The 14,259-nt window shown below is 67.5% G+C and carries 13 protein-coding genes; 10 read left to right on the top strand and 3 right to left on the bottom strand.

The window, feature by feature from the left end; translation table 11 throughout:
* The first annotated feature begins 48 nt into the window (after window positions 1-48).
* The 3 genes from C8D81_RS06790 to C8D81_RS06780 all read left to right on the top strand — a co-directional run bounded on the left by C8D81_RS06790 (window position 49) and on the right by C8D81_RS06780 (window position 3,265).
* Entirely contained in the window at window positions 49-792 is a 744-nt protein-coding gene (locus C8D81_RS06790) for a hypothetical protein (protein WP_094360715.1), read from the top strand.
* A gap of 90 nt (window positions 793-882) precedes the next feature.
* Window positions 883-2,640, top strand: a complete 1,758-nt coding sequence (locus tag C8D81_RS06785; RefSeq protein WP_094405484.1) for a proline--tRNA ligase — start codon at window positions 883-885, stop codon at window positions 2,638-2,640.
* A complete protein-coding gene (locus tag C8D81_RS06780; protein WP_133625754.1) occupies window positions 2,633-3,265 on the top strand; it encodes a LysE family translocator in 633 nt (210 codons plus the stop codon). The genes C8D81_RS06785 and C8D81_RS06780 overlap by 8 nt, the downstream gene beginning before the upstream one ends.
* Window positions 3,266-3,274: 9 nt before the next feature.
* Here C8D81_RS06780 and C8D81_RS06775 read toward each other — a convergent pair whose 3' ends face one another.
* Both C8D81_RS06775 and C8D81_RS06770 read right to left on the bottom strand, forming a co-directional pair.
* Entirely contained in the window at window positions 3,275-3,814 is a 540-nt protein-coding gene (locus tag C8D81_RS06775) for a CGNR zinc finger domain-containing protein (protein WP_094429045.1), read from the bottom strand.
* A 383-nt stretch (window positions 3,815-4,197) separates the two neighbouring features.
* The gene (locus tag C8D81_RS06770) at window positions 4,198-4,935 is read right to left on the bottom strand and encodes a DUF2071 domain-containing protein (RefSeq protein ID WP_208109132.1); all 738 of its coding nucleotides are present in this window, start codon (window positions 4,933-4,935) and stop codon (window positions 4,198-4,200) included.
* 194 nt (window positions 4,936-5,129) lie between these two features.
* Here C8D81_RS06770 and C8D81_RS06765 point away from each other — a divergent pair, with 194 nt between their 5' ends.
* From C8D81_RS06765 to C8D81_RS06745, 5 genes are read left to right on the top strand one after another with little or no spacing between them, the layout of a single operon-like run.
* On the top strand, window positions 5,130-6,263 hold the full coding sequence (locus C8D81_RS06765; RefSeq protein ID WP_229237930.1) for a DUF4185 domain-containing protein: 1,134 nt from the start codon (window positions 5,130-5,132) through the stop codon (window positions 6,261-6,263).
* A gap of 58 nt (window positions 6,264-6,321) precedes the next feature.
* Complete coding sequence (locus tag C8D81_RS06760; protein ID WP_133625752.1) at window positions 6,322-7,599, top strand: ABC transporter substrate-binding protein; 1,278 nt, start codon at window positions 6,322-6,324, stop codon at window positions 7,597-7,599.
* The gene (locus C8D81_RS06755; protein ID WP_094459552.1) at window positions 7,596-8,495 is read left to right on the top strand and encodes a carbohydrate ABC transporter permease; all 900 of its coding nucleotides are present in this window, start codon (window positions 7,596-7,598) and stop codon (window positions 8,493-8,495) included. Before C8D81_RS06760 ends, C8D81_RS06755 begins: the two co-directional genes overlap by 4 nt.
* Before the next feature lie 11 nt (window positions 8,496-8,506).
* On the top strand, window positions 8,507-9,322 hold the full coding sequence (locus C8D81_RS06750; protein WP_229237929.1) for a carbohydrate ABC transporter permease: 816 nt from the start codon (window positions 8,507-8,509) through the stop codon (window positions 9,320-9,322).
* Between the two features lie 12 nt (window positions 9,323-9,334).
* Window positions 9,335-11,524 carry a glucosidase family protein gene (locus C8D81_RS06745; protein WP_208109131.1) on the top strand — a complete coding sequence of 730 codons (2,190 nt, stop codon included), beginning with the start codon at window positions 9,335-9,337 and terminating at the stop codon, window positions 11,522-11,524.
* Between the two features lies 1 nt (window position 11,525).
* On the opposite strand, the gene C8D81_RS06740 is transcribed toward C8D81_RS06745, so the two are convergent.
* Entirely contained in the window at window positions 11,526-12,542 is a 1,017-nt protein-coding gene (locus C8D81_RS06740; RefSeq protein ID WP_133625751.1) for a DUF4439 domain-containing protein, read from the bottom strand.
* A gap of 142 nt (window positions 12,543-12,684) precedes the next feature.
* On the opposite strand from C8D81_RS06740, the gene rimP reads away from it, so the two are divergent.
* Window positions 12,685-13,185, top strand: a complete 501-nt coding sequence (rimP, locus tag C8D81_RS06735; protein WP_229120161.1) for a ribosome maturation factor RimP — start codon at window positions 12,685-12,687, stop codon at window positions 13,183-13,185.
* Window positions 13,185-14,150: a transcription termination factor NusA gene (gene nusA / locus C8D81_RS06730; RefSeq protein WP_094360707.1), complete on the top strand. Its 966-nt coding sequence runs from the start codon at window positions 13,185-13,187 to the stop codon at window positions 14,148-14,150. Before rimP ends, nusA begins: the two co-directional genes overlap by 1 nt.
* Window positions 14,151-14,259 lie beyond the last annotated feature (109 nt).

Here is a 14,259-nt window from a genome sequence, read left to right as displayed (position 1 = left end):
TCGCTAGGCTGACAGGGTACGACCGGCACCGGCCCCCAGGGAGGAATCGTGACCGCAGACTTCGTCGTCTGTCTGTACCGCCCGACCCACGACGTGGAGCGGATGAGCGCCTTCCTGGAGACGGTGGGGCTGCACCGCACGGTGCGCCGCGACGTCGACGGGGCGGCTTTCGTCTGGGGCCGCGGCGGCATGGTCGCACTCTTCCCCGCCGAGGGGGCCGCGCGGCCCGGACGCAGCGAACTCACCCTGGAGACCACTGATCTGGACGGCGCCGAGCAGGCGCTGCGGGTCGCCGGGCTCTCATCGAAACGGATCAGCGACACCGACTTCCCCGGCATCTCGGTGACCGCACCGGACGGGCGTACCCTCTGGGTCGCAGAGAGCTTCCGCGACCCCGACGACCAGGGGTCGGACTACCCGCACCATGCGCTGGACGTGCTGGCGCTGCACCACAGCAGCAATCCCGACGACGCGGTCGGGCTGTTCGAGCTCTTCGGCTTCCGCCCGATCGCCCGCGGGGAGAACCTCTGGCTGGTGATGTTCGCCGATGAGGCCAGCGGGGCGATCGCCATCGAGGGTCGCGGGCAGACCCCCGAGCGGGGGCCGATCATGGTCCAGCTCGGGTTGCGCACCGAGGAGCCGCTGGCCGATGTCGCCGCCCGGTTGCAGGCGGCCGGGCATCCGGTGGGGGAGGTCACCACGGTGGGTGGGTTCCCGTTCCTGTCGGTCACCGACCCGGACGAGATCACCATCGGCGTATTTCAGGTCGGACCGGAGGTCCCCGGGCGGTAGGCTGCCGCTCGTGCCTCGAGCCCCGGGGCATTCGGCGTACGCCGATCCCTGCAGCAAGGTGGAGGAGTGCCCGTGACCCAGGTCGCACGGATGTCGGAGCTGTTCGTGAGGACCCTGCGGGAGGATCCGGCCGACGCCGAGGTGCCCAGCCACCGCTGGCTGGTCCGGGCCGGTTACATCCGCCGCGTGGCACCGGGCATCTACTCCTGGCTGCCGCTCGGGCTGATGGTGCTGCAGCGGGTCGAGCAGATCGTCCGCGAGGAGATGAACGCCATCGGCGCCCAGGAGGTCCGCTTCCCGGCCCTGCTGCCGCGCGAGCCCTATGAGGCGTCGAACCGCTGGGCCGAATACGGCGACAATCTGTTCCGGCTGAAGGATCGCCGGGACAACGACATGCTGCTCGGACCGACCCACGAGGAGATGTTCACCCTGCTGGTGAAGGATCTCTACTCCTCCTACAAGGACCTGCCGCTGGCGCTCTACCAGATACAGATCAAGTACCGCGACGAGGCCCGGCCCCGCGCCGGACTGCTGCGCGGCCGTGAGTTCGTGATGAAGGACTCCTACTCCTTCGATATCGACGACGAGGGTCTCGAGGCCAGCTACCAGAAGCACCGCGACGCCTACATCAAGGTCTTCGACCGGCTCGGTTTCGACTACGTCATCGTGCAGGCCACCTCGGGTGCGATGGGCGGCTCCGCCTCGGAGGAATTCCTTGCCGTGGCAGCGAATGGCGAGGACACCTTCGTCCGCTCACCGGGTGGATACGCCGCCAACGTCGAGGCGGTCAAGGTGGCGGCACCCGAACCGGTCTCCTTCGACGACGCGCCGGCCGCGCATGTCGAGGACACCCCCGACACCCCGACCATCGAGACCCTGGTGCAGGTGGCGCGGGAGCTGTTCCCGGATCGCGACTACGGGCCTGCGGACACGCTGAAGAACGTGGTGTTCATGCTGCGCCAGCCCGACGGGACCCGCGCGCCGCTGGCCATCGGCCTGCCCGGTGACCGAGAGGTGGACGGCAAGCGGCTGGAGGCGGCCGTCGAACCGGCCGTGGTCGAGCCCTTCGCCGAGGAGGACTTCGCGAGGTATCCCGAACTGGTCAAGGGTTACATCGGCCCGCAGGCGCTCGGGGTCGGCGACGACCCGGAGCAGCCCGGGGTGCGCTACCTGACCGACCCGCGGGTGGTCTCCGGCACCCGCTGGGTGACCGGGGCGAACCAGCCCGGCAAGCACGTCTTCGATCTGGTCTGCGGCCGCGACTTCACCCCCGACGGGGTGATTGACGTGGCCGAGATCCGCGCCGGCGATCCCGCACCCGACGGGTCGGGGCCGCTGGAGCTGGCCCGCGGGATCGAGATGGGTCACATCTTCCAGCTCGGCCGCAAGTATGCCGATGCGCTGGGGCTCAAGGTGCTGGACGCCAACGGCAAGCAGGCGACCGTGACCATGGGCTCCTACGGCATCGGTGTCTCCCGTGCGGTCGCCGCCGTCGCCGAGGGGACCTGCGACGACAAGGGGCTGAGCTGGCCGCGGGCGCTGGCACCCTATGACGTGCAGGTGCTCGCCACCGGCAAGGGCGAGGAACTGCTGGCCAAGGCCACCGAGATCGCGGAATCCCTTGCCCAGCAGGGGATCCGGGTGCTGCTCGATGACCGCAAGGCCTCCCCGGGGGTGAAGTTCGCCGACGCCGAGATCATGGGCATGCCGACCTCGCTGGTCGTCGGCCGTGGGCTCGCCGACGGCGTGGTCGAGCTGCGCGATCGGCGGACCGGGGACAAGCAGGAGATCCCGGTCGACGAGGCGGTCACCCGGGTCGCCGAGGTGGTGCGGGGGAGCGATGCCTGACCAGGCCCACCTGATGGGCTTCGTGCTGGCGGCGGTGCTGCTGGCGCTGCTGCCGGGGCCGAACGTGGTCTTCCTGCTGGCCCGTGGCGCCCGCGACGGTCGGGGCTCGGCGCTGCGCTGCGCGATCGGGGTGGAGACCGCGACCCTGCTCTATGCGATCGCGACCGCCGCCGGACTGGCCGCGGTGATCGCGGCGAGTGTCACCCTGTTCCAGGTGATCAAGTGGGTCGGCGTGGTCTACCTGCTCTGGTTGGGAATCCAGGCGCTGCGCGCCCGGCACGGTGATCCGGGTGCGCCCGAGGAGGTCGTGGTGGCACCGAGCCTGGGTGCCGAGCTGAGGTCCGGGTTCCTGGTCGGGATCACCAACCCGAAGGTGGCACTGTTCTTCATCGCCTTTCTGCCGCAGTTCGCCGATCCGGCCCGCCCGCTCGGTCCGCAACTGCTGGTGCTCGGTCTGGTGTTCACCGCCTGCGGCCTGGTCATCGATGGGATCTGGTCGCTGCTCGCCGGTGCGATCGGCGGTTTCATCCGCAGCCGCAACGGGACCCGTGCGCTCGCCAAGGGGTCCGCCGTGGTGTTCTTCGGGATGGCCGGCTGGGCGGCGCTGTCCGGTTCGAAGAACTGAGCGGTCCGATCAGGCTGATCGGGCTGATCCGTTGCTGCGGGTCGCGTCCCGGTGCCGGCGGACCGCCGCGCGGTTGTTGCAGCGGGTGCAGCAATAGCGCTGCCGGCCGTTGCGGCTGACATCGGCGAAGATCCGTTCGCAATCGGTCGCCGCGCACCGACCCAGCCGGTGCATGCCGCGCCCGGTCAGATGCAGGGCGGTGCCGACGCTGATCAGGGCGGTGAGCAGTTCGGCGAAGTCGACATCGTCGGGTCGGTAGTGCAGATGCCAGCCGTCGGCGTGGTCGTCGAGCCGCGGATGATGGGAATGCTTCGCCAGCAGGAGATTGAGCGACTCGGCCCGGTCGCGTTCGGTGGTGGCATCGACGATCGCCGACCAGTTCTCGAGGAAATCGGTGACAGCGGTCAGGTCGCGGCGGCGTACCCGTTGGCTGAAGACCAGGTCCGCATCCCGGCAGCGTTCGGCCAGCTCGATCGCCGTCCGCGGTGGGTCATTGGCGAGTTCCGTGGCCAGTCGGACCGGTGCCTCACCGTAAGGGTTGAGATGCATAAACCAATTACAGCAGAGTGGGTCGGGTGAGTAGCTCGCGCAGCGGGCGCCGTTCCCCACGTTCATCGAGTAGCTCGCGCAGCGAGCGTGTCGAGATGAACCCGTGCGAGTGCCGCGAGCCCGAGCAGCCACCTGCCGCGAGGCAGCATCGAGATCCGCGGCCCGGGCCGGGCAAATTCCGCATGGCCACCGGAAACGACCGTCGTCCTTGGACAGGCGTTCCCCACTCTGCGGCTCAACTCTCACTCCGCGGACCGCATACAAGCCGCGGAGTGAGAGTTGGACCGCGAAGTTGGACCGAGCCCCGCTCAGATCCGTACCCCGGTCCCGCCGAGCCGGGGTTGCTTGTGGCGGTGATTCGGCCACCCGTCGAGGACGTCGGCTCAACCCCGCGGACCGGTTGCGCTCAAGCTGGTCAGCGATTCCCAGTCGACCGGTACCCGGCGCATCAGCAACGCGTTGTCCAGCATCGCGGTGCCGGGTGGGAATCGGGCTGGGTCCTCGAAGAACGTCGACCGCAGGGTCCGGACCTGGACCGGCTCCACCCGCCAGCCGGTGGTGCGCAGTCGAAGGCCGTCGTGGCGTACCGGGTCTCTCGTCGCCGACCACCCGACCGCGCCCTGTTCGAAGAAGGCCGAGGCCTCCGCCAGCGATGTGAACAACAACGACTCGGGCAACTCCTCATCGACCGCCACGTCGACACTCACCCGCGCCGACCCGTCGTCGGCGGTGAAGGCGACCCGCAACCGGTCCTCGGTCTCGTGCACCTCGAACCGGGCATGGTGATGCGCACCCGGAAAGGCGCGGCCGCCGAGTGCGACCGTCAGCCGGGAATCACTGTCCCTGCGTGGAATCCAGACGCCTGCCCGAGGTTCACCCGCCTCATCCCATTCCACCGCGATCCGATGTGCGGCGTTCTCACTGCGCATCCCGAACGCCGCAGGCAGCCCGGCCGGGCGCAACGAACCGAGCCGGATCAGGCAGATCCCGGCCACGGCGTACCCGTTGTGCAACTGTGGTCGGAACGGGGCCGGCAACACGGGAGCGATGGCCTCGGGCGTCACCCGATAGTTCACCAGCAGGCGCCGTTCGATCTCACCGCGCAGTCGTGGGATTCGCATCTGCCTCGCCTCCGAAACCGTGGGACGAGTCTATGGCGCACAGTGTCACCCCCGACGGAGAGCTAACCCTGGTATCGATACCATTCTTGTGTCAGGATGGCCGCGAGACGGTTCCCGACGATTTCACGAAGGAGTGAAAGATGGACCGATCACGGCTTGGTACCCGAACCCTGCTCACCACTCTGGCCGGCTCGTTGGCGCTCGCTGTGACGACCCTCATCAGCCCGGCAGCGGTGGCGGCCCCCGTGCCGGGTGCGGGGCCTGAGCGCGGCTCGAAATCCGGGCAGTGCGCGCTCATCGGTGAGAACCTGGAGGCCTCAGTGACTCCGGCGGCCGATCCGCAGGGCCGATTCGACACATTGGGGAACACCTCGGGCCAATGGGTGGGTGCCGATAGCACCTACTCCGTACCGCTCGGTGATGGACGGGTCGCCTGGTTGTTCTCTGACACGCTCTACGGACAGGTCGACAACGGCACGCTCTCACCGAACGAATCCGCCTTCCTCAACAACTCGATCGTCGTGGATGACGGCCAGTCGCTACGCACCATCACCGGAGGAACCCGCAATCAACCGCAGTCGTTGATCCCCGGGAGCCACGACGCCTGGAGTTGGTTCGGAGCGGGTACGCGCCAGCCGAACGGAAATCTGCAGGTGATGGTGCTCAACTTCGTCCGGACCGGCCCCGGCCTCTTCGACTTCCGCTGGGACTCGAACTCGGTCGCCACCATCGACCCGAGGACCTGGCAGGTGAGTGAGCTCGAAGCGGTGCCGTCGGCCCAGACGATCCAATGGGGATCATGGTTGCAGCGGCAGCCAGGTGCGACGCTCGTCTACGGGGTGGAGGACCTCGGGTCGGTCAAGTACCAACATCTGGCCCGGGTGCGGGGCAACGACCTCAGCCGCGCATCCGCGTGGGAGTACTGGACTGGTACGCGCTGGAGCCGGAACGAGAGCGACTCCGCCCGAATGCTCGACGGCGTTGCCAACGAGTACAGCGTCACGCCTTATGGCGACGGCTGGTTGCTGATCACCCAGGACACCCGCGAACCGCTTTCGGCCCGCATTCTGGCCTACCGCTCCTGCAGCCCGACCGGCCCGTTCACCAGTCCGGTGGAGCTCTATCGCACCCCGGAGACCGGGGCGAGCGGTAGCTATCAGAACCCGAACATCTTCACCTACAACGCTCACGAACACCCGGAACTGCGCACGGGCAACTCGCTGCTGATCTCCTACAACGTCAACTCCTTCAACCCCGACGAGCTCTACCGAGACGTCACCATCTACCGACCTCGGTTCATCCGCGTCACGCTGAACCCCGCCGGATGATCCGACCCACGGGCCAGGGGTGTCGAACTTCCCGGCCCATCCGATCCAGGAGGAAACCATGCACCGTCGCACACTTCTCGGGCTTGGACTGGCCGCGGTCGCGGTGACGGCCACCGGCTGTTCGCGATCAGAGGGCGGGTCCGGCGCCACGGCGCAGCAGCCATCGCAACCGACCACCATCAAGTTCTTCACCGACAAGGCTGCCTGGGAACCCAGTTTCACCGAAATGAACAAGGCGTCCGCCGCCATCAACACCAGTCTTGCGTTCACCGGGTACTCCGATCCGACCGCCTACGACTCCTTCGTCAAGCAGTCCTTCCGCACCAAGAAGGTTCCTGATCTCTTCACCTGGCACACCGGGGCGCAGCTCGCGGAGCTGGTCGATCAGAAGCTGGTCTCGAAGACGACCGACCTGTGGCAACAGGCGACCGGCAGCAAGCTGGTGCCCGAGGGGCTGATCGACAACTACACCTACGGTGGCGAGCAGTACGGGGTACCGCTGAACATTGCCTACTGGGCGATGTACTACAACAAGAAGGTCTTCGACCAGTACAACCTGAAACCGCCCACCACCTGGGCAGAACTGATGACCATCTGCGACACCCTGCTCCGCAACGGTGTGACCCCCTTCCATCAGATGAACACCATCTTCGAGTTCGTCTGGTTCCAGTTGCTGCTCATCGGTGAATCGCCTGAGACCTATCAGAAGCTGCAGACCGGCAAGGCGAAGTACACCGATCCCGAGGTGGTCCGGGCGGCCACCCGATGGGGCGAGATGATCGACAAGAAGTACTTCGTCGACCCGGGGGAGAAGACCGACCCGCAGACCCTGTTGAACACAGGGAAGTGTGCGATGGCCTACTTCGGCACCTTCTTCACCGGTCAACTCACCGGGATCGGCGCCAAGTCCGGCACCGATTACGGGATCTTCCTGCCCCCGAACGTGAATCCGGCGGTGACCAGGCCTCAGGTCGTGCTCGAGAGCGGGCCGATGCTGACCGGTTCCAACGCCGAGAACGAGGCGGCCGCGCTCGCGTACTCCCAATGGTGGTTCGGTGACGACGCGCAGAAGGCCTGGTCCAACGCACGGGGAGACATCTCGTTCAACCCCAACGTGCAACCCACCGACCCCGAGCTGAAGGCGCTGGTGGACCGCATCAACGACGGGGCCCAGAACATCGAAGTGCAGAAGCGCTACCTGGAGGCGACCCCGCTGCCCATCTACACCACCGAGACCGAGGTGTTCGGGAAGTTCGTCACCGAAGGGGGAGATCCGATGCCCTACCTCAAGCAGCTGCAGGATTCCGCAGACAAATACTGGGCTGAGAATCCGTGAGCCGGACGAAAGAGACCAACGACAGAAGAGGTTTCGGCTACCAGTGGCAGGCTCGCGCCTTCGCCGGTCCCGCCATCGTGTTGACGATCGTGCTGCTCTATCTGCCCTTCGTATGGACGGCCTGGTTGAGCTTCACCGAGTTCAACGGCTTCGGTTCCCCCGAATGGGTCGGGCTCGACAATTACGTGACGATGTTCTCCGACCCGGGGATCCTGGTGTCCATCCGGAACACCCTGCTCTGGGTCGTCGGCACCCTGGTGCTACCGGTCACGCTCGGCCTCCTCATCGCCGTGCTGAGTCACGGGCTCAGGGGCGGTGTCTGGCTGCGGTTGCCGTTCCTGATCCCGTACGCCGTCTCCGGGATCGCGGTCGGAGTGATCTGGACCTTCATCCTGCAGACCGGTGGTGCTCTCGATGAGGCACTGCGCTTCCTGCACATCCCCGGTGCCGGAACCCGCTGGCTGCTGGACACGCCGTTGAACACCGTGATGATGATCATCGCCGCGGCCTGGCAGGGGTCCGGGGTGAACGCGTTGCTCTTCGGTATCGGCCTGCAGTCGATCCCGAAGGAGCCGCTGGAGGCCGCCCGGTTGGACGGTGCGACCGGGTGGTCGCTCTTCCGCCATATCACCTGGCCGCTGCTCGCACCGCTCACCACGGTGGTCGTCGGGCTGTCCCTGGTCGGATCGCTGAAGACCTTCGACATCGTCTGGGGGATGACCAAGGGTGGTCCGGGTCGGGATTCCGAAACGTTGGCGCTGAGCATGTACAAGCAGACCTTCGTCGCCTCCGACTACGGCGTCGGATCCGCGCTGGCGGTGCTGCTCACCGTCGTCACGGTGGCCGCCTCGGTGCTCTACCTGCGACAGCAGCTGCGCCGCGGAGCGGAGGCCTGATGAGCACGCGAGTGAGCGACACCCTGCGGCGGATCGTGCTTCTGGTTCTCGGGGTGCTCTGGTTGCTGCCTGTATACCTGATGGTCGCCAATGCGATGAAGGGCAAGGACGAGTACGGTGTGGTGAATGTCTGGCAACCGGGCGGATTCACCGGCCTGATAGAGAATCTCGGCCAGGCGTGGACTCTGGGCCGGATCTCGGACGGCATCGTTTCCACCGCGATCTATGCGATCGTGTCACCGATCATCGCCGTACTGATCGGCGCGATGGCCGGGTTCGCGATCATCGCGCTACGGCTCCGGCACGGATTCACCTGGTTCGTGGTGATCTTCTGTTCCACCGTGTTCCCACTGCAGATGGTGCTGATGCCGTTGTTCATCGGTTACGTCGAGACCGACCTGTACGACACCCGTGTCGGCATGGTGCTGATCTACACGGTGATCTCCGTACCGTTCTCGGCGTTCGTGATGCGCAACTTCTTCTCCGGTGTGGCCTACAACCTGTTCGAGGCGGCGGCATTGGACGGGGCCTCCGTCTGGCGTACCTTCTGGAGCATCTACCTGCCGATGTCTGTCAGTGCGCTCTTCGCGGTCTTCATCCTGCAGGCCACCTTCGTCTGGAACGACCTGCTGCTCGGGCTGTCGCTGAGCCAGTCCGAGACCGTTCGCCCGGTAATGCCGGCGCTATCGGCATTGCAGAGCACCTACGGTGGATCGACCATGCCGGTGGTGCTTGCCGGCGGTCTGATCGTCTCTGTTCCGACAGTCGTCCTTTTCCTGCTGACACAACGATTCTTCGCCCGGGGCCTCTCCCTGGGACAGTTCTGAGGAGCCCTGTCTGTGACCGATCCCGAACCGGATCTGCGATCGATCCCGACCGTTGACGATTTCACCAGCGCCACCATCGAGGACCGCCACGACGACATGATCAGCCCCTTCGGGTTGACCAACCACTGGGCGACCGTGCAGGTCGATCATGACGTGCTGGCTGTCCGCTCCCTCAATGTGCCACCGGTCTCCCAAGGGGATTCCGTCTCGGGACGGCTCTACCTGGCCGGCCGGCTCGCGCAGGCCTCCGGGCAACCCGTGCGGCACACCTGGCGACCGGACCGGGTGCTGCGAGAGACCGTCATCGACGACTGGCACGTCGAGACGGTGACCGTGGTTCCGTGGGGGGAGCCGGGCGTGCTGGTACGGATCCGGGTGACCAACACCGCCGCGACCCGGCGTGCCCTCAGACTCGGTGTCTGGGTCCATTCGTTGGTCACCCAGGCTGACCATCCGTGGCTCGCTGCGGAACCGCCTCAACAGGACAATTCCCTGCATCGGCAGGGATCGTGGCGTTGGGGGAGCCCGCAGCCCGGTCGCGACGGAGAAGGTGTGCGCTGCCGTCGGGACCTGTCACCGGCCGGCCGGCAGGTCGCGGACGTGCCGAGCGGGCCGCCGGCACACAGCCTGCAGGTGTTGTTGGATTCGGCAGGTGAGCCGGTCGAGGATCGCTCACCGACCCCGCGACTCATCGAGATCGACACCGACCTCGACGCAGGACGCAGTTGGGAGGGTTCCTATCTGCACCTCATCGGCGCCGACGAAGAGGCATTGCGCGCCGCGGCGGACCGGATACGTGGTGATGTGGCGGGGGCCGTGGAAGCCGCTGAGTCGGCGTGGAACGCCGAACTGGAGGCGATCTTCACTCCAGGCAACGACCTCTACGGTGGATCCCTGCCCAGGTTGGAAACCTCGAACGCGGCGCTCCGGGCCCTCTACTGGTGGGGCGCCCTGGGAACCATCTGGTTCCGACGCGACAACCCCGCCTCGGTCCTCGGCCGAACCTACGACACCTTGATGCCGCGCTACTGGCAGACCACCACGTTCATCTGGGACTACTCGTTGAGCTCCCACGTGCACGCCCAACTCGATCCCAACGTGCTGCGCCGACAGTTGGCGCACTGGGTAGGTCTGGACATCAACCGGCACTTCGGCACGGAATGGTTGACCGGCGGTCCGGTCGGTTACTGGTACTCGGTGAACCAGTACGCGATGGTCCGGCTGGTCAGCGACTACCTCCGCTTCACCGGGGATCTGGCGTTCCTCGCCGAGGAGATCGTCGGTCCGGACGGCAATCGCCGCAGCGTCGGAGATCACCTGCGGGACTGGGCGGTGAGCTGGATGGACAAACGCGGCAGCTCCCCGCTGGCCGACTACGGAGATATCGACAACCTGCTCGAATGCGTGTCCAGCTACGTGCACGAGGTGGCCAGCCTGCAGGCTGCCAACGTCTGGTCGATGCGGACAGCGGCCGCAGTGAGCGACTTGGAGGGCCGCACCGAGGATGCCGCACGGCTGCGGGATGCCGCAACGGACCTGGTGCCCGAGGTGCTCGCGCTCTACCGGCCCGGTGACGGCTTCTTCAATGCCAGGCAACCGGACGGCACCCTGCAACCGACCCGGCACTGCTACGACTTCGCCACCGTCGGCACAACGATTGCAGCCGACCTCGACGACTCGTGCCGTGCCGAGATGGTGGACTTCTTCGATCGGGAGCTGCGTACCCCGGCCTGGCTGCGGGCACTGTCCGCTGCCGACGCCGACGCCGGCTTCTCGGTCCGCCCCGATCACCAGTGGAACGGTGCGTATCCCGCCTGGCCGGCCGACGCGGCCCGGTCGGCGATCGCGCTCGGCGGTGCAGAGATCGTCGCCGATTGGGTGCAGGGGTTGTCGCGCACGGTGCAGCAGGGACCGCCTGGACAGGCACATTTCGTCGAGGATGCGGTGCCGCCGATCGACGGCGGGGCGCGGAAAGCGCCCGGCCAGTACCCCTACCTGATCGACTGGAGCTGCTCGTCGGCCGGTGCCTGGTGTGAGCTGGTGATCGGATCGATCTTCGGCCTCGAGGTCGGCATCGACGGTGCCGTCACGGCCTCGGGCTGTCTCGACTCGTTCGATCCGCGGGCGCGATTGGTCGATCTGGTCGTCCGTGGGGAGCGCTATCAGGTCGACCAGTCGGGCGTACGTCGCTCGACTGAATGACCTACAACGGCCAACCCGGCCAGACCGGCAGCGGGCCGCCCCAACCGACGGCCAGTTGGACGGTGTCCTCCAGGGCCTCCTGGGCGAGTCGGCGATCGGGGGTCTGGGTGGCGGCGGCGAGCCAGCCGCCGGCGAACGGGGCGAACGCGATCTCCATCCGCCACAGCAATTCCCGGGCGGTGGCGGGATCGGTGGGTTGCACCGTCAGCTGGTACGCCGGTTCGGCGGCGGGGGCCTGCTGGCCGCGGTCGCGGAGCAGCGCGGTCACCTGATCGCGCAGCGCGCGGCGGCGGCCCAGCACGATCAGCGCATTCTGCGCCTCGGCGCCGCGCAACCAACCGATCGCCACCTGATAGCCGTAGACCAGCGCATCGGTCTGGCGCAGCAGCTGCTGCGGTGCCTCGACATCACTCGCCGACGCGGGTGGGCGGATCTCCGCGGCCGGCGGCTCCGGCCGGGTCGAGGTGCTGCCCAGCAGCACCGCGGCCGCGCGCGTGTAGGCGGCGAGCGAACCCCACAGCAGCGCCGTGGTGCCCGAGCTGGCCAGCGCAGACTCCCGGTAGGGATCGGTACCGCGGCCCTCCAGCTCGGTCACCACCCGCAGCGCCGCCGCCCGATCCGTCGGCAGCGTCACCGTCGGTGTCGGCACCGGTCGGGGGCTCCAGCGGGCATCCGGGGTGGGCAGCGTGGTCGGCCGGTCGCTGGGGCGTACCCCCAGCAAGGCGGTCAGGTGCGCCTGATGCGCCGCGGCCAGCCAACCCGCCGCAGCGGCCTGCGGGGCCGGCAGCTGCAACCCACCGGCGTTCTGCTGCAACCGCGCGCACGACGCCGCCAGTTCGCTCTCCAGGCCGATCGCCACCTGCTGGCCGGGAATGGTCGGCAACGGACTGGGCGAGGGCTGCGGGGGAGGCGCGGTGGGGCCGCCGACGATGCGCGGATCGCTGACCGTGCAACCGGTCAGGGCGAGAATCCCGGCCCCCGCGGCGGCCAGGAAGCCGCGACGGTCGGTGGAGATCACCCGCCGACGCTATCGCACCACGCGCCCGTCGGTGGACTGCCACTCCTTCGCGTCGGCGGGTATGCTGCACCGCACAACTGAGACCGACAATCGGATCGCGGGCCCCGTGGACATCGGGAGCGCGCAGGGAGAGGTGAGTGGCGTGAAGGAATCCCAGTTGGCTGCCCTGCTGACCCCCATCCTGACCCAGCACGGACTGGAACTCGACGCCCTCGAGTCCGTCCCGGCCGGCAAGCGCCGGCTGCTGCGGGTCACCGTCGACGGCGACGGACCCGACGGTCACGGACCCAGCCTCGATGACATCTCCGAGGCCACCCGCGCGATCTCCACCGCCCTCGACGACACCGACGCGGTCGGCGATGCGGCGTACACCCTCGAGGTCTCCAGCCGCGGCACCGGCCGCCCGCTCACCGAGCCGAAGCACTGGCGCCGCAATCAGGACCGACTCGTGAAGATCACCCCCAACGAGGGCGAACCGGTCACCGGCCGGATCACCGCCAGCGACGACGACGGGGCCACCCTGAGCGTCCTGGTCGACCCGAAGAAGCAGACCACCGAGGATCAGCGCTGGGCGTACGCCGACATCGCCAAGGCGATGGTTCAGGTCGAACTGAACCGCAAGAACGAGGAAGGGAATCTCTGATGGACATCGACATGGCGGTGCTGCGCACCATCGAGAAGGACAAGGAGATCCCCCTCGAGGTGCTGGTCACCGCGCTCGAGGAGGCGTTGCTGAACGCCTACGACAAGACCGAGGACCCGGTCCCCGGGTCGCGGGTCCATCTGGACCGCAAGACCGGTAAGGTGCAGGTGCTTTCCCCGGAGCTGGACGAGGACGGCAACCGGATCGGGGAATACGACGACACCCCCGCCGACTTCGGCCGGGTCGCCGCCTCCACCGCCCGCCAGGTGATTTTCCAGCGGCTCCGCGATGCCGAGGACGAGCGCAAATACGGCCACTTCGCCGCCAGCGAGGGCGACATCGTCGTCGGTGTCGTGCAGCAGGATCGCGACGCCCGCACCGTGCGCGTCGACCTGGGCAGCCTGGAGGCGATCATGCCGCAGGCCGAGCAGGTGCCCGGTGAGGACTACAGCCACGGCAAGCGGTTGCGGGTCTATGTGGTGTCGGTACGCAAGGAGGTGCGCGGCCCGCAGGTCGTGGTCTCCCGCACCCACCCGGGGCTGGTCGAGAAGCTCTTCGCGATGGAGGTCCCCGAGATCGAGCAGGGCGTCGTGCAGATCAAGGCCGTCGCCCGCGAGGCCGGCCACCGCACCAAGATCGCGGTCAAGTCCACCGACCCCAATGTGTCCGCGAAGGGTGCCTGCATCGGCCCGATGGGGCAGCGGGTACGCGCGGTGATGCACGAGCTGAACGAGGAGAAGATCGACATCATCGACTACTCCGACGACCCGGCCGAGTTCGTCGGCCAGGCACTCTCCCCGGCCAAGGTGAGCAAGGTGACCGTGGTCGATGAGAACCTGCGCGCCGCCCGCGTCATCGTCCCGGATTATCAACTGTCGTTGGCGATCGGCCGCGAGGGGCAGAACGCCCGGTTGGCCGCGCGGCTCACCGGATGGCGGATCGACATCCGCCCCGACACGGAGTAATTGAGCTGTCGGCTCGCGCGCGGCGCGCCCAATCCCCGCTCTTCGGCCCAGTCGTCGAAATCCACGCGGGAATGGGCGTCGGTCGAGTCTGCGACGCGGGGATTTCTCC

It is taken from the genome of Enemella evansiae (assembly GCF_004362375.1).
In the GTDB taxonomy this organism is placed as follows: domain Bacteria; phylum Actinomycetota; class Actinomycetes; order Propionibacteriales; family Propionibacteriaceae; genus Enemella; species Enemella evansiae.
Note: the sequence above shows the minus strand (reverse complement) of the source record. Positions and strands in the feature narration are given on the sequence as shown.

Bases quoted from the DNA above. Each gene is read 5' to 3' on its own strand.
- nusA (WP_094360707.1), top strand. From the start codon at position 13,185: ATGGACATCGACATGGCGGTGCTGCGCACCATCGAGAAGGACAAGGAG.
- C8D81_RS06760 (WP_133625752.1), top strand. From the start codon at position 6,322: ATGCACCGTCGCACACTTCTCGGGCTTGGACTGGCCGCGGTCGCGGTG.
- C8D81_RS06770 (WP_208109132.1), bottom strand. From the start codon at position 4,935: ATGCGAATCCCACGACTGCGCGGTGAGATCGAACGGCGCCTGCTGGTG.
- C8D81_RS06785 (WP_094405484.1), top strand. From the start codon at position 883: ATGTCGGAGCTGTTCGTGAGGACCCTGCGGGAGGATCCGGCCGACGCC.
- C8D81_RS06775 (WP_094429045.1), bottom strand. From the start codon at position 3,814: ATGCATCTCAACCCTTACGGTGAGGCACCGGTCCGACTGGCCACGGAA.
- C8D81_RS06780 (WP_133625754.1), top strand. From the start codon at position 2,633: ATGCCTGACCAGGCCCACCTGATGGGCTTCGTGCTGGCGGCGGTGCTG.